Here is a 20,535-nt window from a genome sequence, read left to right on the forward strand (position 1 = left end):
TCCCCCGGGCCCGGTCAGAAGGGTGAGTAGATGTCGACGACCTGCTGGCCGATCGGCGGCTGCTGCACCTCGGTCAGACGGCCACGGCCACCATAGGAGATGCGCGCTTCGGCGATGCGATCATAGGAGATCTCGTTCTCGGCATCGACATCCTGCGGACGGACGATACCGGCGACGTTGAGGATGCGCAGTTCGTGGTTGACGCGCACTTCCTGGGAACCGCTGATCAGCAGATTGCCATTTTCGAGCACACCGGTCACGACGGCTGCGACGAGCAGGTTCAGCTTTTCCGAACGCTCGGTCGAGCCCTTGCCTGACGAACTGGTGGTCGAATCGGTGGAAAGGTCACCGGTCGTTCCTGTGTCGGTCGAGAAGCCGAGGAAGTTCGTGATGTTCGCGCCCCAGGTAAGTCCGGTGTTGTTGTCGCGGCTGCGATCGGTCTCGTTGCTGAAGGAGGCCCGGTCGTTGATCTCGATATTGACCGTGAGAATATCCCCGACGTTGAGCGCGCGGGCATCCTTGAACAGCGCAGACTGGCTGTCGCTCCAAAGCGAATAGCCGCTGGCCGTCTGGGCCTGCTGCTTCGGATACATGGCCATTTGCGGCGTCTGGCTGTAGCGCAGACCGGACCCGATCGGGCTCATGGAAGGCGCGTTGCCGATTTCCTTGATGGTCTGGCTCTGGCAACCAGAGAGGAGGAGAACGGCCAGCAGAGCCGGATAGCGCTTCATCATGACGGGTCCTTCGAAGTATTGGGGTCGCCGGCGCTCGACATGATCGAGGCGACTTTCGCCGCCTTCTCCGGGCTCATCTCGGTCAGGATCAGGCTCGACTGACGCGGCGGCAGTTTCATGATGATGGCGGCAGCCAGAATGACGTTCGTCTCCTCCAGCTGCGGGGCGGCCGCATCCGGTGCCATCTTCTTGTAGATCTCGACGAGCTGGCCTTCGGCCTGCTTCATGAATTCGTTCCGGCGCCCCAGCCAGTCCTCGTATTCGACGCGGCGCTGCTCGAGGATCGCGATCCGGCTATCGACATCCGCCTGCAGCTTTTCCAGCTCCTGCTTCTGCAACAGATAGCGCTGGTCACGAGCGGCATCGGCGATTCCGGTGCAGAACTGGCGGATTTCGGCTTCGGTGGCGCTTTCCAGCGGCTGTTGCTGGCCGACGGCCGTCTGCACGAAAGACGGCAGTGTGGCTATGGCGAGCACGACGGCGGCGTTGCGCAATGCTGTGCGGACTAAACGGGTGTGGCCGGACTTCATCATTGCAGGACAAGCTCCGCTTGAAGCGCACCGGCGGACTTGATGCCCTGCAGGATCGCAATGATGCCATCCGGCTTGACGCCGATGCTGTTGAGGCCGCTGACGAGTGTTCTGAGATCAGGGCCATCGACGATGGCGATCTTGTCGCCTTCCTTTTGCACCGCGATGTCGGTCTGCGGCTGTATCGCCGTCTCGCCGCGCGAGAATGGCTCCGGCTGGATGACCTGCGGGCTCTCCTGCACCTGGACCGTCAGGGTCCCGTAGCTCACCGCAACGCGCGAGACGCGGACATCTGCACCGATGACGATGGTGCCGGTCCGTTCGTTGATGACGACGCGGGCCGGCGAATCCGTTGCGACCACCAGATTCTCGATATCCGCCATCAGGCGTGCGAGATCGGCAGTACGCGGCTTCTGGATCACGATTTCCTGGCTGTCGCGCGCTTCGGCGATTGGTGCCCCGTAATTTGCGGCAGCATAGGCGTTGATGGTGTCGGCGACGCGCAGGGAGGTGGTAAAATCGGCATTGCGCAGCTGCAGCACGAGATTGACGCTGTCCTTGAATTTGGACGGCAGTTCGCGCTCGATGATCGCACCCGTCGGAACGCGCCCCGAGGTGGTGATCCCCTCCTGAACGGAGGCGGCATCACCCTGGGCGTTGAATCCGGAGACCACGACCGAGCCCTGGGCGACGGCGTAGATCTGGCCGTCAGCACCGGTGAGAGAGGTCATGACAAGCGTGCCGCCGCGCAAGGATGTGGCGTCGCCCAGCGAACTGACTGTCACGTCGATACGGCTGCCAGGGCTCGCGAAGGGCGGCAGATTGGCGGTCACCATGACTGCGGCGACGTTCTTGGCATTCGACTGGCCGCCCTGGGTCGAGATCCCCAAGTTCTGCAGCATGGCGCGCATGGACTGGTCGGTGAAGGGTGAGGAGCGCAGGCTGTCGCCACTTCCCTGCAAGCCGACCACGAGGCCATAGCCGATCAGCTGATTGTCGCGGCCGGACTGGAGAGAGGCGATGTCCTTGATGCGCGAATTGGCACTGAGCGCCGGCTCGAAGGGAGCCAGGACCAGCGCCAGCGCACAGAATGCGATCCGCATGGGTGCGTTCAGTCTCATTTTGCCATCACCTGTACGGTACCATCGGCCATGACCGTGCCAGAGACGATCGAACCGGAATCGATATTACGGACCTTGACGACCTGGCCGACGGAGGCATCGGTCAGGGGCGTTCCACTCGCGCTGATGAGCATGGAGCCGATTGCAAAGGTCAGGCGGACACTGCTGCCGCGCTTCACCGCAAACGCTTCCCGCAGGCCATGCACCGGGATGGTTCGCCCGGGGAGCAAGGTGCGCTTTGCGACCATGCCGACCACTTCCTCGCGAACACGGGCATAGCCGCCCGCCAGGTTCGGATTGGTCACGGCAACAACGTCGAGCTGTTCGGAGGAAATGGTTTCGCCCGGATAGATCACCTGCTTGGGGATCACAGCCGTGTTTTGCGCCAACGCAAAGCCAGCGGTGAAGCCAAAGGTTGCGGCGGCGATTGCCGCCGCCCGCAGGGCATGTCCGATTTTCTGGCGAAACCTCATGTTTGCCTCCAGTTGTCTTACTTGAGGTTCTTGCTGACGATCTGAGCCATCTCGTCGGCAGTGGTGATGACCTTGGAATTCATCTCGTAGGCGCGCTGAGCGGAGATCATGTCCGTGATCTCCTTCACCGAATCGACGTTCGAGGCTTCCAGGTAGGACTGCTTGATGTAGCCGAAGCCCGGATCTTCCGGCGCGCCGACAATGGCGGCACCCGAAGCGGCGGTCTCGGCAAAGAGGTTGTCACCGAGCGGCTTCAGGCCGGCTTCGTTGACGAAGTTGGCGATCGTCAGCTGCCCGAGGTCGGTGTAGTCCGCATCGTTGCCGATGCGGGCCTGTACCTGACCGGTCCGGCTGATGACGACTTCGCTCGCATCCTGCGGGATGGTGATCTGCGGCGTGACGAGGTAGCCGTCGATGGTGACGAGCTGGCCTTCCGCATTCATGTTGAAGGCACCCGAGCGGCTGTAGAGGGTCGCGCCATCCGGGCTTTCGATCTGGAACCAGCCGCGACCGATCAGGGAGAGATCGAGTTCGTTACCGGTCTGGGTCAGCTGGCCCTGGGTATGGATGTTGCGGACAGCGGCCGTCTGGACACCGAGGCCGATATTGGCACCTTCCGGCACGATGGCCTGATTGGCGCGGTTCGGCACGCCCTGGGCGCGCTCCGTCTGATAGAGAAGGTCGGAGAACTCAGCACGCGCCCGCTTGAAGCCGGTCGTGTTGATGTTGGCGATATTGTTCGCGATGACTTCGAGGTTGGTCTGCTGGGCGTCCATACCCGTGGCTGCGATGGCGAGCGCTCTCATAGTTTGGTACCCCTGCTAGATCTGCATTTTCGTGATGTCGAGATAGGCGTTGACGAGCTTGTCGCGGAAGGCGATTGCCGTCTGGAGTGACTGTTCGGCCTGCATGACCGCATCGACCACTTCGCGAGTGTTCGCCTTGCCCATCAGGCCGTCGAACGAGGTCTGCTCTGCCTGCTTCAGATCGCCTGCGGCCTGCGCCGCCATGTTGTTGAGCGCCGACAGAAAGGTCTCGCCGGTGGACGTGCCGGGAGTCGTGCCCTCTGCAGTCAGGCCCTTGGTCGAAAAGGAGCTCGAAAGCGAATCCAGGCCGTTCATGCCGGAAAGAGAGCTGGTCTTGGTGATGGATTCGATCATTGTGAGGCCTTCAGCAGCGCTATGGTCTGGGAAATCATGTCGCGTGTCTGCTTGATGGTCTGCAGATTCGCTTCATAGGAGCGGTTGGATTCGCGCATGTCAGCCATCTCGATGAGGATGTTGACGTTCGGCATCTTGACGATGCCGCGCTCGTCCGCAGCCGGGTTGCCCGGGTCGTATTCCTCGATGAAGTCAGCGAAGTCGACGCCGAGTTTCTTGACCTCGACAGTCTGGGCGCCGCTCGCGCGGTCAAGCTCTGCCCCGAAGGTGATCGTCTTGCGGCGATAGGGATCGGCACCAGGCGTGTCGCCGGTCGTGCGGGCGTTCGCAATGTTTTCCGAGACGATACGAAGGCGTGTCGACTGGGCCTCGAGCCCGCTTCCCGCAACCTTCAGACTTGCCAGCAATGGATCAGTCATCAGCGTTTCACCGTCATTAGCATCATGCGATGGAAGGAGGACATCAGCGAAGTGTTGAGTTCATGGTTGCGCTTGATTTCGCCCGTTTTTCTCAACTCGTCCGACAATGCGACGGTGTTGCCGGATTCCTGGATCCCGATCTCGTTGTTGAGATCCTCGTCCTCGACGGCGATGTTGCGGCTGGAGAAATCGTTGGATGCCATGTGGCCCGGCTGAGTCACGGCCATGCCCTGCACCATGCCGGTCTTGTCCAGAACCGCGCTGAAGGGCGTGATATCCTTGGCCGCGAATTTCGGCGTGTTGACATTGGCGATGTTGGTCGCCACGACCTGCTGGCGTACCGAAAGCCATTCCGCCTGTCGGGAGGCCAGCTCGAACAACTGGATGGGATTCATTCACATCACTCCGTCTATTACTGATCGGAGCCTAGGGCACTAATCTTGCGTGGGACTTGCCCGCCCCACACTTCTTCAATTGTTTTGCACGACCTCGCCGGCGGAGGTGACGATGACCCACTTGCCGTCGCGCTGTTCGAGGGTCGCGACACGGCTGTTGTCCGGCAGGATGGAGCCGACACGGACGAGATACATGCCGGCCTTGTCCTCGATCAGTGCGCGGCCGTTCGCGACATGCAGCAGGCGGAACCCGCTCTTGCCCGGAAAGGGCTGGGATGCTCCGGCGTCAAGACCCATCGGCTCTTCTCGGCCCAGGGTCGGCACGGTGGCAGTGACGATCTGGTCAACCTGGGTCTCGACCTCGGATTTGGCTTCACCGTCTTCGTCGTCACGGTCGACGAGCGCAAGGGGCGAGACGCTGAACACATTGCGGCCCGGACCTTCGGGCAGGTCGCGGGTCCGCTCCCAGTCGGCAACCCGAACCCCGAACTTTTCTTCATTGAAGAAGACATACCAGGGGAAGAAGGCGGCGCCACAAGCGAGCGCGATGCCGGTCACGGCCAGCACCCGGTCGATGGTGGGGATGCGCCGACGGGCAAAAGCCGGCCGGATCGGCGCCACGGGCTCGTCAGCATCGAAATCGGTCATGGTCAGCCCCTTTGTCTCATACCCTGCCCGCCACTTGCGGCCGCCTTGAGGGCGTTTGCCAGATCGGCATAGGCATCGAGCGCCGGCTTTTCGCCGGGTGTCTGCTTCAGAATGTCGTAGATGACCGGCACCTGCTTGATCGCCATGTCGAGATCGGGATCGGAGCCGTTTCGGTAGCCGCCGATGAGGCGGAGGTCGCGGGTTTCCTCGAAACGGTGGATCAGCGCCTTGAGGCGCGATACCAGCTTCTCCTGTTCCGACGTCCAGGCCTTGCGGGCGAGACGGGAAATCGAGGTCAAGGGATTGATCGGCGGGTAGCGGCCTTCGTCGGCCAGCGCGCGATCAAGGACGATGTGCCCGTCGAGAATGCCGCGTGTCGAGTCGGCGATCGGATCGTTGTGATTGTCGCCATCGACCAGGATGGAAATGATGGCCGTAATCGTGCCTGCCCCTTCGGCGCCCGGTCCGGCGCGCTCAAGCAGGCGCGGCAGCTCGGTGAAGACGGAGGCCGGATAACCACGGGCAATCGGCGGCTCACCGGCCGCCGTCGCGACTTCGCGGATCGCATGGGCGAAACGGGTGACGCTGTCGACGATAAAGAGCACGTTCTGGCCCTTGTCGCGGAAATGCTCGGCGATGGTGATTGCAGTGAGCGGCGCCATCTTGCGCAGCATCGGGCTCTCATCGCTCGTGGCGACCACGGCGATCGATTTGGCCATGTTGTCGCCGAGCGTGTCCTCGATGAATTCGCGCACTTCACGGCCGCGTTCGCCAACGAGAGCGATGACGACCTTGTCGAAGGCATCGGCACGGGCGAGCATAGAGAGGAGCGTGGACTTGCCGACGCCGGAACCCGCAAAAATGCCCAGGCGCTGGCCGAGGCAAAGGGGCGAGAAGATGTCGATGGCGCGAACGCCTGTCTTGAAGCCGGTCTCGACGCGGCTGCGCGTCATGGATGGTGGCGCGGTCGTGGAAATCGGCCGCCGCTCAGGTCCCGGCGCCAAAGCCGGTCCATTGTCGATCGGATCGCCCAGAGCATTGATCGTTCGTCCGCACCAGCTGTCATCTGGTGCCACGCGGAATGCGCCCTTGCGGATCACGACATCGTGGATACCGATCGGCTCGCCGGGTTCGATGGGGCAGACATAGCAAACATCCGGTTCGACGCGGACGACCTCACCCAGATGAATGCCGGTCGAAGACCGGTGGGCGACGAACTCACCGAGGCGCACATGCCGGGAAAGGCCTGTGACCGTATAGTGCCCGGCTGCGATTGTGCGCACATGCCCGCCCTGGGTGACGGAATTGGCCGGTCGGGAATAACGCTGCGCCAGGGCCGCCAGTTGTCCGAGCTTCTGGGACAGTTGAAATTCGTCGGTTGTCGGCGCAGTCATGATGTTCCGATCTCAGGGTCAGTTGCTGCCGCCGAGGACCTTGATCGCCTCGCTCATTGTGCTTTCGCTCGAGCTGATCAGTGCGCTGATAGCCTCGAAGGCGCGATTGATCTGAATGAGCTGGGTCATCTCGCCGATGCCGTTCACATTCGAGTTCTCGACATAGCCCTGAAGAATCGAGATTTCCGGGTTGTCGACGACCGGCTGGGGGTTGTCGGTCGTCGTCACGCCGCTGTTTTCGAAGCGGAGAAAGCCGTTGCGCACGTCTGCCGTGAACACGCCGAGGGTGGCGACCACACGACCGTCCTGCATGATCTGTCCGCTTGCGCCAACTTCCGGGGGGCCGCCCGCTCGATTGAGCTGGATCGGTGCGCCGCCGGCGTCGAGTACCGGATAACCGCGGGTCGAAACGAGTGCACCAGTGTCGGTCATCGTGAAACGGCCGTCACGCGTCAGGACCTGGCCGACCGGGGTGTCGATCGAAAACCAGGCATCACCCTTGATCGCGAAGTCGAGGACGTTGCCTGTTTCCATCAGTTCACCGGTCTTGGTGGACAGATAGTCGTTGCCCTGGCTGACGAAGGCCACCTTGGCATTGATGTCGTTGCCGGTCCGGCTCAACATCTCGTCGAATTTCACATCAGTCGAGCGAAAACCAACCGTGTTCACATTGGCCATGTTGTCGGCGACCGTGGTTAGACGGCGCTCGAGAGCCATCTGCGACGACAGGGACACGTAAATTCCGGATTGCACCGTTTTGCCTCCGTGGGTGAAGAATATCAGCAAGTCATGATTTAACGCAGGTAGCCTACGCTCTATCCACTCTTCTTGCGGCAAAAGGCTTGCGCGAAACTGTCGGGAGATCGCTTGCGCGTCCGGGGGAAGATGCGGGGCCGAATCTGGCTCCGATGTTCAGCCTCACGCAAGGCAGGCGCTCTATCGCTTACCGTGAAGAGTAACGTTCGGGTGCGGGCAAAATGAACTTAATCATCGGTTTCATCATAACACTGGGCTGCGTTCTCGGCGGCTTCATGGCCATGGGCGGCCATCTGGATGTTCTCATCCAGCCGTTCGAGCTCGTCATCATCGGCGGCGCCGGGATCGGCGGCTTCATCATGGCCAATCCGATGAAGGTGATCAAAGACACCGGAAAGGCGATGGGCGAAGCCTTCAAGCAGACGGTTCCCAAGGAGCGCGACTATCTCGACGTGCTCGGTGTCCTCTACTCTCTCATGCGGGACCTTCGCACCAAGTCGCGCAATGAAATCGAAGCGCATATCGACAATCCGGATGAATCCTCGATCTTCACGGCGGCTCCGAACCTCCTGAAGAACAAGGAGCTCACCGCGTTCATCTGTGACTATGTCCGTCTGATCATCATCGGCAATGCCCGCAGCCATGAGATCGAGGCGCTGATGGACGAGGAAATCGAGACCATCCATTATGACAAGATGAAGCCCTACCATGCCATGACCGCCATGGGCGACAGCTTCCCGGCGATCGGTATCGTCGCGGCGGTTCTCGGCGTCATCAAGGCCATGAGCAAGATCAACGAATCGCCTGAAGTTCTCGGCGGCCTGATCGGCGCCGCACTCGTCGGCACCATGCTTGGCATCTTCCTGTCCTACTGCCTCTGCAACCCGATCATCTCGCAGATCAAGATGGTTCGCACCAAGCAGCACCGGCTCTACATCATCGTGAAGCAGACGCTTCTCGCCTATATGAACGGTTCGGTCCCGCAGGTTGCACTCGAATACGGCCGCAAGACCATTTCCTCCTACGAGCGTCCCTCGATCGACGCCGTCGAGCAGGAAATGATGAACCCGGGCGGCGGCGGTGAAAGCAAGGCAGCCTGATCATGACGGAAGCACTCACGGAAACACCACCACGCATGGATCGGGCTCTTCTGGCCAAGCTGACTGGCGGGCTCGGTGATTCCCATACCGTACAGAAGCTGTGCGCCGATTTCGGACAGCTCTACATAGAATTCCTGCCCGACGTCTTCCACAGCGAGACGGGGCTCACCATGCAGGTTCACTATAACGGCCACGAAAGCGGCCTGATGATGGATCTCATCGCCGACCTCGGCGACAACGTCTCGCTGACCAATGGACAGCTGCGCAACTGGTCTCCGAACTTCGTGCTCGCCTGCGGCAACAGCTTTGTCATCACGCTCATGGAGAACCTGCTCGGCGCCCTGCCCGAGACGATCCAGGAGCCGATCGAACGGCCCCTTTCGCAGATCGAGCTCGACCTGGCCGTGATGGTCTATGACAAGATTGCCAATGTCCTGCGTTCGGGTGTCAACGCCTCGGGCGGCTTTGAGCCGCTCCTGGAAAAGGCACACAATGCAGAAGACCATCCCAAGCCGGACGAGGACCACATCGACGAGTATGGTGTGACCATCAAGCTCGGCATCACGCTTGGAACTGTCGAATCCGAGTTCTACCTGGTCGTTCCGCAGAAGGCGCTGCTGAAGACCGTTGTGACCATGCCGAAATCAAAGAGCCAAACCAGCAAGTCGAAGAAGGAATGGCAGGAACAGATCGCCGAGCAGGTGCGCCGCTCCCATGTCACACTGGAGGCGCGGATCCAACTGGACACGCTGACGCTTGCCACCGTCTCGCGGCTGATTGCCGGCGACGTCATTCCCTTCCGTGAAAAGGGCGACGTCATGGTCGACGTCAGTGCCAACGGCAAGGATCTCTACCGCTGCGAATTCGGCCGGGCGGGCGACCGCTACACCGTGCGGGTAAAGGACAATGTGAGCACCGAAGATGAAATTCTAAAGCATTTGATGAGCTAGACATTTCCCGGGCTCGACCCACGGCAGCTTGAGGCAAGTTTCAAGAGGAATAATGAATCCATGGCAACGAAGAAGACAACCCCGAAAGATGACGACGCGCTGGCGATGCCGGGCGCGAGCGACAGCGATTTCGACCAGGCCGTCGATGATCTTCGCGGCGTTCTGAAGGCCGATGCCGACGGTGGGCTGGGCGAGTTCGGCGCTGATCTCGGCGATTTCGGTGGCCTCAAGGACGATCCGCTCGCAGCGTTCGAGTCCGATTTCGGTGGCAGTGCAGCCGCGGCGCCCGCCGATGATTTCGGCCTGGGTGATTTTGGCGGCTCCAGCGATCTGGGCGGCAGCAGCGATTTCGGCGGATCGAGCGATTCCGCTGGCGACAACGCCTTCGGCGGCTCGACCGGCAGCCAGCAGGAGCCGGGCAGCGGACTGAGCGCCAATCTCGATCTGATCATGGACATTCCGATCGAGGTCCAGATCGTGCTCGGATCGAGCCGAATGCAGGTTTCCGGGCTGATGAGTCTCGAAGAGGGCGCCATCATCGCTCTCGACAAGAAGATCGGCGAGCCTGTCGAGATCATGGTGAACGGCCGACGCATCGCGCGCGGCGAAATCACCGTTCTCGAGAACGACGATACGCGATTTGGTGTCAAACTGATTGAAGTGATGGCCACCAAGACATCCTGACCCATGATGGGCCAGAGAGGACAAGACCATGATGGACTTTGACGATTTTGGCGGCCCTTTAACCGGAAAACCGCTCTCCCAGGCCGATAAGGCAGCCGCCGTGCTGCTGGCCATGGGAAAGGGCGTCGCCGGGAAGCTGCTCAAGTACTTCACGCAGGCCGAGTTGCAGACGATCATTGCGTCTGCGCAGACGCTTCGCACGATACCGCCGGATGAACTGACGCTACTGGTCAACGAGTTCGAGGACCTCTTCACCGAGGGCGCCGGCCTGATGGACAATGCGAAGGCCATCGAGAGCATTCTCGAGGAAGGCCTGACGCCGGAAGAAGTCGACGGCCTGCTCGGCCGTCGTACGGCGTTCCAGGCCTATGAAGCCTCCATCTGGGACCGTCTGCAGGACGCCGATCCGGACTTCATCGCGCGGTTCCTGATGCGCGAACATCCACAAACCGTCGCCTATATCCTCTCCATGCTGCCATCCTCCTTCGGAGCCAAGGTGCTGCTCAAGCTACCGGAGAGCCGTCGCGCCGATATCATGAACCGTACGGTCAACCTGAAGAATGTCAGCCCGAAGGCGGCCCAGATTATCGAGAACCGGGTCCACGACCTGATCGCAGAGATCGCGGCAGAGAAGAATTCGACAGGTTCGGCCAAGGTCGCGGACCTGATGAACGAGCTGGAAAAGAGCGAAGTCGATACCCTGCTTACCTCGCTGGAATCGATCAGCAAGGAATCGGTCAACAAGGTTCGTCCGAAGATCTTCCTCTTCGAGGATCTGCTCGTCATGCCGCAGCGCAGCCGAGTGCTGTTGCTCAACGACATCTCAGGCGAAATCCTCACCATGGCGCTGCGGGGCGCCAGTGCGGAAATCAAGGAATGCGTGCTGGCCTCGATCAGCCCTCGTTCGCGCCGCATGATCGAATCGGATCTGCAGGCGGGCACGGCCGGTATCAATCCGCGGGAGATTGCGATCGCCCGTCGCGCCGTCGCCCAGGAAGCAATCCGCCTCGCCAATGCCGGTCAGATCCAACTCAAGGAGACAGAAGGCGAAACACAAGCCGCCTGATCCGTCGCCTCTGTTGAAAACAGTCACGTTTCTTCACCCGCCGATTGAACCTCAATCGGCGGGTGTTTACGTTCACGACGCCGGAATAGAACGGCGAGCCGCCGGCAAGAGGTCCGGCCGGCGCGATCAGCCAGGGCATCGATCCCGCCCCGTGCAAGCCTTCAAGGATGGCAGCGGTCATGGCCGAGGATGACGACAAGGACAGCAAGACCGAAGACCCGACCGAGAAAAAGCTTCGGGACGCCATGGAAAAGGGAAACGTGCCAAGCTCGCGCGAGGCGCCGATCTTCGCGACTGCGCTGGGTTTCTACCTTTATGCAGTCTTCTTCCTACCGGGCGCCATCACACGGCTCGGGCAGTCGCTGAAGGATATCTTCGAGCGACCCGATCAATGGTATCTCGGCACTGCCGTCGATGTCGTATCGCTCTTCACCCATATCGGCTGGGAAATCGCAGCGTTCCTGGCGCCGATGCTGATCATGCTGATCCTCTTCGGCGTCACGGCCAATGTCGCCCAGAACATGCCCTATTTCGTGCTCGAACGAATCAGGCCGCAGCTCAATCGAATTTCCATCGTCAAAGGATGGAACCGGATCTTCAGCAGCCAGGGAATGGTGGAGTTCGCCAAGTCGATCTTCAAGATCGTCGTGCTCTCCGTCATCATGGTCTTCTCGCTGCGCAGCGACTATTTCGGCGTGATCGACGCGATGTTCTCCGACCCGCAGGTGATCTTCGTCAAATTCTCCGAGATCCTGAACAAGATGATGGTCATCGTCGTGATGGCGACGGCTCTTCTGGCGGCCGTGGACATCTTCTGGACGCGTTACCACTGGTACGAACAGCTGCGCATGACCAAGCAGGAGGTGAAGGACGAATACAAGCAGGCCCAGGGCGACCCGATCGTCAAGGCACGCCAGCGTTCAATTGCCCGGGACCGCGCAAGACGACGCATGATCGCAAGCGTTCCCCGTGCCACGCTGGTGATCACAAACCCCACGCATTTCGCCGTGGCGCTGCGCTATGTTCGCGAGGAAGGCGACGCTCCGGTGGTCGTTGCCAAAGGCCAGGATCTGGTCGCACTCAAGATTCGCGAGATCGCGCGCGAAAACAACATTCCCATTTTTGAGGACCCGCCGCTTGCCCGCTCCATGTTTGCGCAAGTCTCGGTGGATAGCGTCATTCCGTCAGTATTTTACAAGGCAGTCGCAGAACTCGTGCACCGGGTCTATGCGTCCAAGGCCCCACAGAGACGGATACGTTAGGCCCGATGAAGAAGTGCTCCTTTACCGATCAGCGTGAACGCATCGTGGCAGAGGCGATCAGCCCCGTCGCAAGCGAATTGCGCCTTCTCGACGCTGCCGACCTCATTTCACTTCTGCGTTTTGAACTTTACGGCAATCTCTCGGACCTCGTCTCCTCCGCTGCCGAGCTGTACTTCCATCCCGGTACCGTGGTGTTCGGCTCTGGCGGAGATTACCGCCTCGAATGGGGCGGCCCGCCGGAAATCGTACTCGATATCGAGATCAAGCCGCGCGGCATCACAATCTACTCGCAGCTCACGCTGACGAACGAACAGGCCGGGCTCGACATCAAGCATATCGCGTTCCACGAATCCTGCGGCGATCCGGACGCCAATTCGCGCATGCTCGAAGAGCGCCTGAACGAGGCGCGTTTCGTCAAGGGACAAGCGTCCCCGCTCTACGGATAAGGTCTTGTCAGGTGATGTAGCCGAGGCGAATCGCCTTTGCGATTGCCTGGATGCGATTGACCGAATCGAGCTTGATCGTGGCCGAACCGAGATAGGCGTTGACGGTATGGACCGACAAGCCGAGACGCTCTGCGATTTCTTCACTGATCCGACCATCGCCTGCGAGCTGCAGGCAGGCGATTTCACGTTCGCTCAAGGTCTCCGACGGGGCTGCACGGCGTTCGTCGAGCGACAGGATGTCCGTCATGACCTTGTAGCAGCGACTGTGCACCGCCAGGATGACTTCTCCGGGCAGATCGGCGCCGCCGATCGTCGGGAACACGACATATCCGTTTCCGACGGCTCCCAGCCGGACGGGGAATGCAATGCCCGAATGCGACAGGAGACGTTCAGGCAGTTGCACAGCAAACGGGGTGAAATCCGAGGCATCGAGGAAGCTCGTCTTTTCTTCCGCGCTCCAAAGCACCGGTAACGTCGAGGTCTCAATATGGGCGAGCAAGGCGTCCCCATAGGCAGCAACGAACGCATCGCGACCACTGCTGAGGCCACCGCTCCAGTTCTCGAATTCCGGGTCGAGGCGTCGTTTGTGTGGCAGGCTGGCACCCGCGATGCGGAAAGCCGCAAAGCCGCGTGCATTGAGCGATCGCTGCAGGGATACGAGTTTCGGGAAGATGTCCGAACGAGACGTCACAGGGCGCTGGCCAGACCAAGTTGCATCTTCGAGGATGGATCCGCCTGGTCTCGTGGTAGTGGCCATTCCTGCTCCCTTAGACAAGATTGTTGCGAACCGCGTAGGCGATCGCTTCCGAGCGCGTTTTTGTGGCGGTCTTGCGCATCACGCTCGTGATGTAATTGTTGATGGTGTTGCGCGAGATCCCGAGGATGGTCGCAATCTCGTCGCTCGTCTTGCCCTCGGCAATCCAGAAGAGGCATTCCAGCTCGCGGTCCGTCAGATCGAAGTCGCGGTCGCTCTTGTGGCCCTTGTTCGCTGAAAGGCTGAGGGCATAGCCCGAGAGCAGGCCGACTTCGCGCAGTCGTTCGGGCGAGAGCACGTAATCCTGGGGAAAGAGCAAGATCAGGGCCAGCCGCGTGCGCCCGACATTCATGGTGACCGTGCAATACTGCCGGCTTGTCCCGACAGGCACATGGGCGTCGTCGGGAAGGATGGCGTATTTCGGTTGCAGTACAGAAAGGCACTTCTCAAGTTCCGTGGACTGGGAGTAGCTGGTCGCCAGTTCGCTTTCCAGACGGCGGACGAGGTCGAATGGCCAGTCGGCCGCCACCACGAAATCCAGCCCCTCCTCCTGCACAAGGTCGTAGCGCGCCAAGAGGTGATGGGAAGCCCCGACGTACTCACAGAGAACCCGGAGACATTGTCCCATATTGCCCGAAAGCGCCGGTGTGGCCAGCTTCCGGATCAGTGCGTCCTTCGACGAAGAGCCATTTTGCGGATTTTCCTCCAAGCCGGATGCACGCCCCCGTCTCTCTTGGCCCTTCGTTGTCAGCTCGGCATCCATTCAACGTGCCCCTTTGAAGTGACGGCCTTGCATTTTCGCAGTCTTCGCCTCGTCAGCCCGATGGCGACTCAGTGACCCAGCAATCTCCATCACCGAATCATGTTCACTCTAAAATATAAAGTGGCAAAGGTCACAAGTGTCCGCTGTATTGCGGGACGGCCTGAAGCATGCCTCTCCAAGCCCGATGATGCAATCCCGGATGCATATGGGATTACAACGCAAAACCGCGCCCAGTGGGCGCGGTCGGTACTGACTTCTTCTTGGCGATCAGGCGGCGTTGTCCACAGCCCATTTGCGAAGGATCTTGGCGGCGCGCTCTTCCGAGATTTCCACCATGCGCGACAGGCGCCGCTCGGGACCTTCCTTGACCCGGCGGTTGAAGCCTCCATTCGGATCGTCGTCCATGGTCAGCAGGTCGTCGGTGGAGTCGAAACCGAAGTCGGAACCGAAACCATCCATGAGACCGCCGCTTGCAGCGCCACCGATCGCGGGCGAAAAGTCCGGGAGCTCGAGGCCGGCGGCCTGTTCGCCGATGCCTCCGGCAAGTGCCGTGTCTGCGGTGCCACCGCCGGCGGTGCGGATCATCGGACGGATACCCATCCAGACGATCAGGAAGGCGACAGCGACGAAGGCGAGCGAATTGATGATGCCAGCGGTGTTGCGGCTCAGGATTTCCATGAAGCCCGGACCGGTCGCCGACTCTTCCAGCAGCTGATTCTCCAGGAAGTCCATCGCCGTCAGTGTCACGACATCGCCGCGTTCGCCGTCGAGGCCGGCCGCAGAGCTGACGATCTTCTGCATTTCGGCGAGATAGGCGTCGATCTTGGCCTGATCGACGGGTTCCCCGACCATCTTGGCAATGCGCCCGCGGTTGACGACGACAGCGATCGACAGCTTTTCGACCGTATAGCTGTTCTTGACCGTCGCCACCGTCCGGCTGTTGATCTCGTAGTTGGTCTGCTCTTCCTTCTTGTCCTGCTCGTCGGAGGACTGAGGACCGCCACCGCCGGCTTCCGGTGCCGCCTGGGGAATGTTCTGCTCGACTGTCGCTGCCGTGTCGGACTGACGCTGCTGTGACTTCTGCTGCTCCTTCGTCACGCGGACAGATCGTTCCACACGTGATTCGGGATCGTAGATGGTCTCCTGGATCTGCTGGCTGTCGGTGTTGATCTGCGCCGTGACACTGGAACGGAAGTTGTCCATGCCGAGGAAGGGGGCGAGCGCCTTGTCGATGTTGGTCTCGATCTCGCGCTGGACCGACTGAACCACACCGAGCGAACGGGAGGCTTCGCCACCCGTTTCGTCGCCGGCGGCCAGGAGCTGTCCGGTGGAATCGAGAATCGTCACATCCTCGACGTCGAGGCCCGGCACGGAGGAGGCCACCAACTGGCGAATGGATGCGGCGGCCTTGCGTCCGGCATCCGAGGAGGCGCGAACCATGACCGAGGCTGTGGGGTTTTGTTCGCCCCGTCGGAAGTTGCCGATATCCGGCATGACGATGTGGACGCGTGCTGCGGCGATACCCGAGATCTGCTGGATGGTGCGTGCGATTTCACCTTCCAGAGCGCGAACGCGGGTCACTTCCTGCATAAAAGAGGTAAGGCCGAGCGAGCCAACATTGTCGAACAGTTCGTAGCCGGCATTGGCGCTGTTGGGCAAACCGCGCTCTGCGAGCAGAAGGCGAGCTTTGCTGGTCATGCCGGCGCGCACCATGATGCTCTGGCCATCGCTGCCGGTCTCGAAATCGATACCCGATTCAGCCAGCGCGACGCTGATCTGGTTCAGATCGATCGGTTCAAGGCCGACGTAAAGGGTCTCGTAGGAGGGTTTGTTGACGTAAAGGGCGCCGGCAATAATGATTGCGAATGAAACAACGGCAACACCGGCCATCGCCAATATCTTCGCTTGCCCCATCGCCGCGAAGTTTTTTGGTATCTGAAGTAATTGATTTAACAGATTCATTCTGTCTCGCACCATCTACAAGAAGGTTCTGGGCGTTTTTGCCCTTGGCGCGACAATAGAAATCGAAACTTGTGCGAGCGTTTCGCGAGGCGGGAGGCCGAATTCATTTCAGCCATTCGCAAACCGGGATCTGCGGCCCTATCCGTCCTTCAGGGACGATTAGAAGAAGTCGAAGTCTCCACCCGCCTGGACGAGCGGTTGGGAATGGCCGTGGCGCAGGCCGGCGCCGAGCGCCTTCTGCATGTCGGCAAGCTTGACGAGGCTCAGCGCCGTCGTCATGTCGATCATCCAGTCCGACGGTATCGTCCCCGTGATGGTGTCGACGAATTCCGCGAGCCCGCGCGCCTTCTGCACGGCGAGATCGATACCCTGCAGGACCTTCAGGCTGTCCGGATGTTCCAGGATTGTCGGGCCACCGAGCTCAAGCAGGTGCGGCTCCACGCGCTCGATCAGATAAGCCACGTCGTGCAGCTCGCTGACGATGCGCATGAGGATTTCCGGAAGCTCTTCCCGGGTATCCTGATTTCCCGCCAAGTTTTCGTTTTGCATCCGATGTCCAGTACTAGAAGAACTCGATTGAATTTTCCACCGGCCTCGAAACAGGAACCGGACGCTGCTCCAGCGCCACCGTCTTCTGCGTTTCTGCGCCTGTGAGCGGATACTGTCTTGCCCGACCGCTGACCGGCCAGAATTCCAGTTTGCGGCCGTGATCTCCACCCGTCGAGGATCCGACCACCTTGATGCCTTCGTCGCGCAGGAATTGCTGGGCGAAGGCTGCGTTCTGTTCGCCGACATTCGAGAACGTCGCAATCGTCTTGGCCCCCCCGAAGACCTTGGCCTCAAGACGATCCCTGCGGGCGCCCTGCTTCAGCAGGCCATTGATCAGAAGCTCCATAAGGTGAACCCCATAGCGGGTGGCATCGCCGCCACCTGCCCCCGGCACCGCCGATCCCGGCAGGAGAAAGTGGTTCATACCACCCACTCCTGCAATCGGATCCCGAATACAGGCAGCAACACACGAACCGAGGATGGTCGACAGAACCACGTTCGGGTCCTTGCTGACTTTCCACTCCCCTTGGATAATATGGACGCGCTTTGCTGCACTGTCTTCAGTCATTTTAGGGCTCCGAATACAGCCTCGATGGCTGCCTTCATTTTTTCAATGGTAAAAGGCTTCGCCAGGACGTTGTTGGCACCCAGCTGTGCGGCCTTCTGCACCAGCGCCCGGTCGCCCTGCGCCGTCAGGATGATGAAGGCAGCCTTCTTCGTGTTCGGATTGGTCCGCACGGCCTGCAGAAGACCCAATCCATCCATCTTCGGCATGTTGAAGTCCGAGATGACCAGATGATGGGGCTGTTGCTCCATGATCTTCATGCCCTGCTCGCCGTCACCGGCGGCAGTGATCTGCTTGAAGCCGAGCTGGGTCAACGCATCGCTGAGCAGGAGGCGGCTGGTGACCTGATCGTCGACGATCAGAACTTTGATTTTTTCGGCTAGGGACATTATTCGATACCTTCTTTTCGGGCGGCAGTGAGTTTGAGGATTTCCTCTCCAATAGAGGTGAGGGGTAGTTGATGCTCGACTGCGCCCAGCTCATGGGCGACTCGGGGCATCCCATAGACCACACAGGTCTTTTCGTTCTGGCCGATAGTTCGTGCACCGGTGTGACGCATCTTCAAAAGGCCCGAGGCGCCGTCGCGCCCCATGCCCGTAAGAATCACACCGACGGCGTTCCGACCGGCAAGTTCTGCAACTGAATCGAACAACACGTCGACCGAGGGTCGGTGACCGTTGACCGGCGCGCGCTCAACCAGGCGGCAGCATGGCGCAGAGGCATTCGCCACCTGGAGATGTCGATCGCCACCCGGCGCCAGGTAGATCTTGCCGATCTCGAGCCGTGCACCGTCCGTGGCCTCCTCCACGACAGGTGCGCAGAGCCGATTGAGCCGCTCGGCAAAGCTCTTGGTGAATGTCGGCGGCATGTGCTGCGTAATCACCGTCGGCGGGCAATTGCGCGGGAATTTCTGCAAGACCGCGATCAGGGCCTCCACGCCGCCCGTAGACGAACCGATGGCCACGATCTTGCGTCCAACCCGGAAGTCTGCCGCCGGCGCAACCGGTGCAGGATGGCCATGCGAGGTGGGGCTGTGACGGTGCTGCGAACGCGCCGCGGCCTTGACCTTCTCGGCGAGCTCGCCGAAGGGACGCGCATCGCCCGGCTGAGGCTTGGCGACACAGTCGAAGGCGCCGATCTCCAGCGCGGCAAGCGTTGCTTCGGCGCCGCGATGGGTCATTGTCGAGACCATGATCACCGGCATCGGACGCAGTTTCATGATCTTCTCGAGGAACTCGAGGCCGTTCATGTTCGGCATCTCGATGTCGAGGGTGACGACATCGGGATTGAGCTGCTTGATCGCGGCGCGGGCCTCCATCGCGTCGCCGGCCTGGCCGATGACGCTGACATCGGGATCCTGGCTGAGGACGGCCGTGATCAGTCCACGCATGGTGGGGCTGTCGTCGACAACGAGAACGCGTGCAGGTGCCGCCATTATTTGCGCCCTCCGTTCTTGCCCACGTAGCTGTAAGTCGTGATCCCGATATTGTCGAAATCGTTCTTCGAGTCGCCCGAAACACGCTCCGAATGACCGATGTAGAGGTGACCGCCGACCGGCAGAAGATCCGCAAAGCGGGTCCAGATCCGCATCTGGGTCGGTTCGTCGAAATAGATCACGACGTTGCGACAGAAGATGACGTCGAACTTGCCCTTGAACGGCCACTGCGCCATCAGGTTCAGTTCATTGTAGGTGATCAGCCGCTTGAGGCGCTCATCGACCTGATACTTGCGGCGGCCGCCGATCTCGACCTCCTTGAACCACTGCTTGCGCGTGGCCGGGGAGACGCTTTCAAGGGCCTGCTCGTCGTAGGCGCCCTGACGGGCGATCGCCAGGATCTTCGGGTCGATGTCGGTCGCCAGGATCTTGAAGTCATAATCGAGCACGTTCGGGAAGGCCTGGAAGACCGTCAGCGCGATCGAATAGGGCTCCTGGCCATCGGAGCTTGCGGCCGACCAGATGCGGACGCGGCCACCGGACTTCGCCCGCTGGACGAGACCGGGAAGGACCTCGTCGCGCAGGTGCTCGAAGTGATGGTTCTCGCGGAAGAACCGCGTGAAGTTGGTGGTCAGATGCGACAGCATTTCCCGACGCTCGGCTGCACCTTCCGGCGACGAGACGAGCTGGCAGTAGGCGCGGAAGCCCGAGAGGCCGAGATTGCGGATGTGCTTGGACAGGCGCGAGTAGACGAGCGACGCCTTGCTGTCGTTCAGCGCGATGCCCGCATCCGAGTAGATCATGGCAGCAATCTCACCCAGATCCCGCCGGGTCAGCGGGTATTCCCCACTGGCCAGGACTTCATCGTCCGATTGACGGGATGTGCTCATTGCGAATGTCATGCAGCCTCGCTTTCGGCGGCTTCGTTGAAAAGTGCAGCAAGCTCGACCAGGCAGATCATCCGCTTGTCGATGGCGAGAATGCCACGGGCATATTGTCGTTCGAGATCGGAGGAGACCTCCGGCGTCGGCTGTATGTTGTCGTCGTCCACGGTGAGGATGTCCGATACGGCATCCACCAGCAGACCGACGATCCGAGACTTGACCTGCGCCACGATGATGACGTGACGGGCGGTCGGTTCGGCGGGCTTCATGCCCAGGCGCAGAGACAAGTCCATGATCGGCAGGACGGCTCCACGCAGGTTTATGACGCCCATGACATAATGTGGCGAATGCGGCAGTGGGGTTGCCGGGGTCCATCCCCGGATCTCCCGCACCGACATGATGTTCACGCAGAACTCCTGATCGCCAATACGGAAGGCGATGAGCTCACGGCTACCCTGCATCAAGTTTTTGACCGCATACGACAT

The 20,535-nt window shown here is 60.7% G+C and carries 26 protein-coding genes; 6 read left to right on the forward strand and 20 right to left on the reverse strand.

Translation table 11 applies throughout. The features are described from left to right. Nucleotides 1-14: 14 nt before the first annotated feature. The 11 genes from flgH to flgF all read right to left on the reverse strand — a co-directional run bounded on the left by flgH (nt 15) and on the right by flgF (nt 7,627). A complete protein-coding gene (gene flgH, locus LJE98_RS02165) occupies nt 15-734 on the reverse strand; it encodes a flagellar basal body L-ring protein FlgH (protein WP_229573083.1) in 720 nt (239 codons plus the stop codon). After that, nucleotides 731-1,264, reverse strand: coding sequence for a MotE family protein (locus LJE98_RS02170; RefSeq protein ID WP_370660372.1), 534 nt, complete (start codon nt 1,262-1,264; stop codon nt 731-733). The genes flgH and LJE98_RS02170 overlap by 4 nt, the downstream gene beginning before the upstream one ends. After that, nucleotides 1,264-2,385 (reverse strand): flagellar basal body P-ring protein FlgI, encoded by a 1,122-nt coding sequence (locus LJE98_RS02175; RefSeq protein ID WP_420710080.1) that lies wholly within the window; start codon nt 2,383-2,385, stop codon nt 1,264-1,266. Before LJE98_RS02175 ends, LJE98_RS02170 begins: the two co-directional genes overlap by 1 nt. Continuing rightward, on the reverse strand, nt 2,382-2,858 hold the full coding sequence (flgA, locus tag LJE98_RS02180) for a flagellar basal body P-ring formation chaperone FlgA (protein WP_229573085.1): 477 nt from the start codon (nt 2,856-2,858) through the stop codon (nt 2,382-2,384). The genes LJE98_RS02175 and flgA overlap by 4 nt, the downstream gene beginning before the upstream one ends. A gap of 17 nt (nt 2,859-2,875) precedes the next feature. Then, the gene (gene flgG / locus LJE98_RS02185; protein ID WP_112240329.1) at nt 2,876-3,664 is read right to left on the reverse strand and encodes a flagellar basal-body rod protein FlgG; all 789 of its coding nucleotides are present in this window, start codon (nt 3,662-3,664) and stop codon (nt 2,876-2,878) included. Between the two features lie 15 nt (nt 3,665-3,679). After that, on the reverse strand, nt 3,680-4,018 hold the full coding sequence (locus LJE98_RS02190; protein ID WP_229573086.1) for a flagellar hook-basal body complex protein FliE: 339 nt from the start codon (nt 4,016-4,018) through the stop codon (nt 3,680-3,682). Then, nucleotides 4,015-4,437 (reverse strand): flagellar basal body rod protein FlgC, encoded by a 423-nt coding sequence (flgC, locus tag LJE98_RS02195; RefSeq protein ID WP_229573087.1) that lies wholly within the window; start codon nt 4,435-4,437, stop codon nt 4,015-4,017. The genes LJE98_RS02190 and flgC overlap by 4 nt, the downstream gene beginning before the upstream one ends. Next, complete coding sequence (gene flgB, locus LJE98_RS02200) at nt 4,437-4,832, reverse strand: flagellar basal body rod protein FlgB (RefSeq protein ID WP_229573088.1); 396 nt, start codon at nt 4,830-4,832, stop codon at nt 4,437-4,439. Before flgB ends, flgC begins: the two co-directional genes overlap by 1 nt. 75 nt (nt 4,833-4,907) lie before the next feature. Further along, entirely contained in the window at nt 4,908-5,480 is a 573-nt protein-coding gene (locus LJE98_RS02205) for a flagellar protein (RefSeq protein ID WP_229573089.1), read from the reverse strand. A 2-nt stretch (nt 5,481-5,482) separates the two neighbouring features. After that, complete coding sequence (gene fliI / locus LJE98_RS02210) at nt 5,483-6,874, reverse strand: flagellar protein export ATPase FliI (RefSeq protein WP_229573090.1); 1,392 nt, start codon at nt 6,872-6,874, stop codon at nt 5,483-5,485. Nucleotides 6,875-6,892: 18 nt separating this feature from the next. Beyond that, entirely contained in the window at nt 6,893-7,627 is a 735-nt protein-coding gene (gene flgF, locus LJE98_RS02215) for a flagellar basal-body rod protein FlgF (protein ID WP_229573091.1), read from the reverse strand. A gap of 224 nt (nt 7,628-7,851) precedes the next feature. Between flgF and motA the strand changes: the two genes are divergently transcribed. The 6 genes from motA (at nt 7,852) to LJE98_RS02245 (ending at nt 13,138) form a co-directional block, all read left to right on the forward strand. Next, nucleotides 7,852-8,730, forward strand: a complete 879-nt coding sequence (gene motA, locus LJE98_RS02220; protein WP_229573092.1) for a flagellar motor stator protein MotA — start codon at nt 7,852-7,854, stop codon at nt 8,728-8,730. Next, the gene (locus LJE98_RS02225; RefSeq protein WP_229573876.1) at nt 8,727-9,680 is read left to right on the forward strand and encodes a FliM/FliN family flagellar motor switch protein; all 954 of its coding nucleotides are present in this window, start codon (nt 8,727-8,729) and stop codon (nt 9,678-9,680) included. The genes motA and LJE98_RS02225 overlap by 4 nt, the downstream gene beginning before the upstream one ends. A 60-nt stretch (nt 9,681-9,740) precedes the next feature. Next, nucleotides 9,741-10,364, forward strand: coding sequence for a flagellar motor switch protein FliN (gene fliN / locus LJE98_RS02230; protein WP_229573093.1), 624 nt, complete (start codon nt 9,741-9,743; stop codon nt 10,362-10,364). A 28-nt stretch (nt 10,365-10,392) separates the two neighbouring features. Then, a complete protein-coding gene (gene fliG, locus LJE98_RS02235; RefSeq protein ID WP_229573094.1) occupies nt 10,393-11,430 on the forward strand; it encodes a flagellar motor switch protein FliG in 1,038 nt (345 codons plus the stop codon). 179 nt (nt 11,431-11,609) lie between these two features. After that, nucleotides 11,610-12,692: a flagellar biosynthesis protein FlhB gene (flhB, locus tag LJE98_RS02240; RefSeq protein ID WP_229573095.1), complete on the forward strand. Its 1,083-nt coding sequence runs from the start codon at nt 11,610-11,612 to the stop codon at nt 12,690-12,692. Nucleotides 12,693-12,697: 5 nt separating this feature from the next. After that, on the forward strand, nt 12,698-13,138 hold the full coding sequence (locus LJE98_RS02245) for a hypothetical protein (RefSeq protein WP_229573096.1): 441 nt from the start codon (nt 12,698-12,700) through the stop codon (nt 13,136-13,138). Nucleotides 13,139-13,145: 7 nt separating this feature from the next. Here the strand turns inward: LJE98_RS02245 and visR are convergent, their stop codons facing one another. The 9 genes from visR to LJE98_RS02290 all read right to left on the reverse strand — a co-directional run bounded on the left by visR (nt 13,146) and on the right by LJE98_RS02290 (nt 20,535). After that, entirely contained in the window at nt 13,146-13,895 is a 750-nt protein-coding gene (visR, locus tag LJE98_RS02250; RefSeq protein WP_229573097.1) for a transcriptional regulator VisR, read from the reverse strand. A gap of 10 nt (nt 13,896-13,905) precedes the next feature. Next, the gene (visN, locus tag LJE98_RS02255; protein WP_229573098.1) at nt 13,906-14,655 is read right to left on the reverse strand and encodes a transcriptional regulator VisN; all 750 of its coding nucleotides are present in this window, start codon (nt 14,653-14,655) and stop codon (nt 13,906-13,908) included. 267 nt (nt 14,656-14,922) lie between these two features. After that, entirely contained in the window at nt 14,923-16,617 is a 1,695-nt protein-coding gene (gene fliF, locus LJE98_RS02260) for a flagellar basal-body MS-ring/collar protein FliF (protein ID WP_229573099.1), read from the reverse strand. 159 nt (nt 16,618-16,776) lie between these two features. Then, nucleotides 16,777-17,166, reverse strand: coding sequence for a chemotaxis protein CheT (gene cheT / locus LJE98_RS02265; RefSeq protein ID WP_229573100.1), 390 nt, complete (start codon nt 17,164-17,166; stop codon nt 16,777-16,779). Between the two features lie 13 nt (nt 17,167-17,179). Beyond that, nucleotides 17,180-17,734 carry a chemoreceptor glutamine deamidase CheD gene (gene cheD, locus LJE98_RS02270; RefSeq protein WP_229573101.1) on the reverse strand — a complete coding sequence of 185 codons (555 nt, stop codon included), beginning with the start codon at nt 17,732-17,734 and terminating at the stop codon, nt 17,180-17,182. Next, on the reverse strand, nt 17,731-18,120 hold the full coding sequence (locus LJE98_RS02275) for a response regulator (RefSeq protein WP_006726293.1): 390 nt from the start codon (nt 18,118-18,120) through the stop codon (nt 17,731-17,733). The genes cheD and LJE98_RS02275 overlap by 4 nt, the downstream gene beginning before the upstream one ends. Further along, on the reverse strand, nt 18,120-19,166 hold the full coding sequence (cheB, locus tag LJE98_RS02280; RefSeq protein WP_229573102.1) for a protein-glutamate O-methylesterase CheB: 1,047 nt from the start codon (nt 19,164-19,166) through the stop codon (nt 18,120-18,122). Before cheB ends, LJE98_RS02275 begins: the two co-directional genes overlap by 1 nt. Continuing rightward, complete coding sequence (cheR, locus tag LJE98_RS02285) at nt 19,166-20,068, reverse strand: protein-glutamate O-methyltransferase (protein WP_229573103.1); 903 nt, start codon at nt 20,066-20,068, stop codon at nt 19,166-19,168. Before cheR ends, cheB begins: the two co-directional genes overlap by 1 nt. Then, nucleotides 20,065-20,535: a chemotaxis protein CheW gene (locus LJE98_RS02290; protein WP_229573104.1), complete on the reverse strand. Its 471-nt coding sequence runs from the start codon at nt 20,533-20,535 to the stop codon at nt 20,065-20,067. The genes cheR and LJE98_RS02290 overlap by 4 nt, the downstream gene beginning before the upstream one ends.

The organism is Rhizobium sp. 'Codium 1' (assembly GCF_020889605.1).
GTDB classification, from domain to species: Bacteria; Pseudomonadota; Alphaproteobacteria; order Rhizobiales; family Rhizobiaceae; genus Allorhizobium; species Allorhizobium algae.

Excerpts from the sequence above, each read along its gene's own strand:
- flgH (WP_229573083.1), bottom strand. The coding sequence starts at position 734 with ATGATGAAGCGCTATCCGGCTCTGCTGGCCGTTCTCCTCCTCTCTGGT.
- LJE98_RS02170 (WP_370660372.1), bottom strand. The coding sequence starts at position 1,264 with ATGAAGTCCGGCCACACCCGTTTAGTCCGCACAGCATTGCGCAACGCC.
- LJE98_RS02175 (WP_420710080.1), bottom strand. The coding sequence starts at position 2,385 with ATGAGACTGAACGCACCCATGCGGATCGCATTCTGTGCGCTGGCGCTG.
- flgA (WP_229573085.1), bottom strand. The coding sequence starts at position 2,858 with ATGAGGTTTCGCCAGAAAATCGGACATGCCCTGCGGGCGGCGGCAATC.
- flgG (WP_112240329.1), bottom strand. The coding sequence starts at position 3,664 with ATGAGAGCGCTCGCCATCGCAGCCACGGGTATGGACGCCCAGCAGACC.
- LJE98_RS02190 (WP_229573086.1), bottom strand. The coding sequence starts at position 4,018 with ATGATCGAATCCATCACCAAGACCAGCTCTCTTTCCGGCATGAACGGC.
- flgC (WP_229573087.1), bottom strand. The coding sequence starts at position 4,437 with ATGACTGATCCATTGCTGGCAAGTCTGAAGGTTGCGGGAAGCGGGCTC.
- flgB (WP_229573088.1), bottom strand. The coding sequence starts at position 4,832 with ATGAATCCCATCCAGTTGTTCGAGCTGGCCTCCCGACAGGCGGAATGG.
- LJE98_RS02205 (WP_229573089.1), bottom strand. The coding sequence starts at position 5,480 with ATGACCGATTTCGATGCTGACGAGCCCGTGGCGCCGATCCGGCCGGCT.
- fliI (WP_229573090.1), bottom strand. The coding sequence starts at position 6,874 with ATGACTGCGCCGACAACCGACGAATTTCAACTGTCCCAGAAGCTCGGA.
- motA (WP_229573092.1), top strand. The coding sequence starts at position 7,852 with ATGAACTTAATCATCGGTTTCATCATAACACTGGGCTGCGTTCTCGGC.
- fliN (WP_229573093.1), top strand. The coding sequence starts at position 9,741 with ATGGCAACGAAGAAGACAACCCCGAAAGATGACGACGCGCTGGCGATG.
- fliG (WP_229573094.1), top strand. The coding sequence starts at position 10,393 with ATGATGGACTTTGACGATTTTGGCGGCCCTTTAACCGGAAAACCGCTC.
- flhB (WP_229573095.1), top strand. The coding sequence starts at position 11,610 with ATGGCCGAGGATGACGACAAGGACAGCAAGACCGAAGACCCGACCGAG.
- LJE98_RS02245 (WP_229573096.1), top strand. The coding sequence starts at position 12,698 with ATGAAGAAGTGCTCCTTTACCGATCAGCGTGAACGCATCGTGGCAGAG.
- visR (WP_229573097.1), bottom strand. The coding sequence starts at position 13,895 with ATGGCCACTACCACGAGACCAGGCGGATCCATCCTCGAAGATGCAACT.
- visN (WP_229573098.1), bottom strand. The coding sequence starts at position 14,655 with ATGGATGCCGAGCTGACAACGAAGGGCCAAGAGAGACGGGGGCGTGCA.
- fliF (WP_229573099.1), bottom strand. The coding sequence starts at position 16,617 with ATGAATCTGTTAAATCAATTACTTCAGATACCAAAAAACTTCGCGGCG.
- cheT (WP_229573100.1), bottom strand. The coding sequence starts at position 17,166 with ATGCAAAACGAAAACTTGGCGGGAAATCAGGATACCCGGGAAGAGCTT.
- cheD (WP_229573101.1), bottom strand. The coding sequence starts at position 17,734 with ATGACTGAAGACAGTGCAGCAAAGCGCGTCCATATTATCCAAGGGGAG.
- LJE98_RS02275 (WP_006726293.1), bottom strand. The coding sequence starts at position 18,120 with ATGTCCCTAGCCGAAAAAATCAAAGTTCTGATCGTCGACGATCAGGTC.
- cheB (WP_229573102.1), bottom strand. The coding sequence starts at position 19,166 with ATGGCGGCACCTGCACGCGTTCTCGTTGTCGACGACAGCCCCACCATG.
- cheR (WP_229573103.1), bottom strand. The coding sequence starts at position 20,068 with ATGACATTCGCAATGAGCACATCCCGTCAATCGGACGATGAAGTCCTG.
- LJE98_RS02290 (WP_229573104.1), bottom strand. The coding sequence starts at position 20,535 with ATGTCGTATGCGGTCAAAAACTTGATGCAGGGTAGCCGTGAGCTCATC.